Here is a 1312-nt window from a genome sequence, read left to right as displayed (position 1 = left end):
TGAATCGCCTCGGGTTTCGTGGAGGCCTCAACTCTTGAGAAGATGAGGCCATGAGAAAGACTACGACCTACTCCCCCGAAGTCCGTGAACGTGCTGTGCGCATGGTTCTGGAACACCTGAACGACTACCCCTCCGAGTGGGCGGCCATTGAGGCCATTGCGCCGAAAATCGGCTGCGCAGCGCAAACCCTGCATGGCTGGATTCGCCGCCAGCAGACCGATGCCGGTCAGCGCCCTGGTCAGACCAGCGAAGAGCGCGAGCGCATAAAGGCCCTGGAGCGCGAGAACCGCGAGCTGCGCAAAGCCAACGAGATTCTGCGCCTGGCCAGTGCGTATTTTGCCCAGGCGGAGCTCGACCGCCGCACCAAGTCCTGAGGGCATTTGTCGATCAGCATCGTGACCGTCTCGGGGTCGAGTCGATCTGCCGTGTCTTGCAGATCGCCCCGTCCGGTTACCGCAGGCACGCGGCTCAGCAGCGCAACCCGGCATTACGTTGCTGCCGTGCTCGACGCGATGACGCATTGATCCTGGAAATCCAGCGTGTATGGGACACCAACATGCAGTGTTATGGCGCGATGAAGGTCTGGAAGCAACTCCGGCGAGAAGGCACCGAGGTGGCCAGATGCACGGTGGAGCGGTTGATGCGTCGGGCTGGATTACAGGGCATCAGGCGCGGCCAGGTCATGCGAACAACGGTGGCCGGCGACAAGTCGCTCTGTCCGCTGGATCGTGTGCAGCGCCAGTTCCATGCCGACCGTCCAAATCAGCTGTGGGTGTCGGACTTCACGTACGTGTCGACCTGGCAGGGCTGGCTGTATGTGGCCTTCGTGATTGACGTGTTTGCGCGGCGGATCGTTGGCTGGCGAGTCAGTACCAGCATGAAGACCGACTTCGTGCTGGATGCTCTGGAGCAAGCCCTGTATGCCCGCCAGCCGCATTGCACGGGTGGTCTGATCCATCACAGCGACCGTGGCAGCCAGTATGTCTCGATCCGCTACACCGAGCGGCTGGCAGAGGCTGGTATTGAACCCTCGGTTGGCAGCAAGGGCGACAGCTACGACAACGCCTTGGCTGAGACTATCAACGGGCTGTACAAGGCCGAGCTGATTTACCGCCAGTCGTGGAAGAGCCGCGAGGCTGTTGAGATGGCGACCTTGAAATGGGTGCACTGGTACAACCACCAGCGCCTGTTGAGCTCAATCGGCTATATCCCGCCTGCGGAGGCTGAGGCAAACTTCCACCAGCAACAAGCAGGTCAGGCCATGGCGGCCTGACTTAAACGAAACGGCCTCCACAAAAGCCGGGGCGATTCA

At 61.1% G+C, this 1312-nt stretch carries 1 protein-coding gene and 1 other annotated feature; the gene reads left to right on the top strand.

What is annotated here, in order from left to right:
- The first annotated feature begins 50 nt into the window (after positions 1 to 50).
- Positions 51 to 1273, top strand: a protein-coding gene (locus EGJ86_RS24850) for an IS3 family transposase (RefSeq protein ID WP_125836943.1) whose coding sequence is annotated in 2 segments (ribosomal slippage) — positions 51 to 336 and positions 336 to 1273 — 1224 coding nt in all. Because the reading frame shifts where the segments join, the coding sequence is not laid out codon by codon here.
- Positions 329 to 445: a sequence feature (AL1L pseudoknot), on the top strand. (Overlaps the previous gene by 117 nt.)
- Positions 1274 to 1312: the final 39 nt, after the last annotated feature.

Origin of the sequence: Pseudomonas sp. o96-267 (assembly GCF_003935465.1) — a bacterium.
Classification (GTDB): domain Bacteria; phylum Pseudomonadota; class Gammaproteobacteria; order Pseudomonadales; family Pseudomonadaceae; genus Aquipseudomonas; species Aquipseudomonas sediminis.
This window is presented reverse-complemented; position numbering and strand designations above follow the sequence as displayed.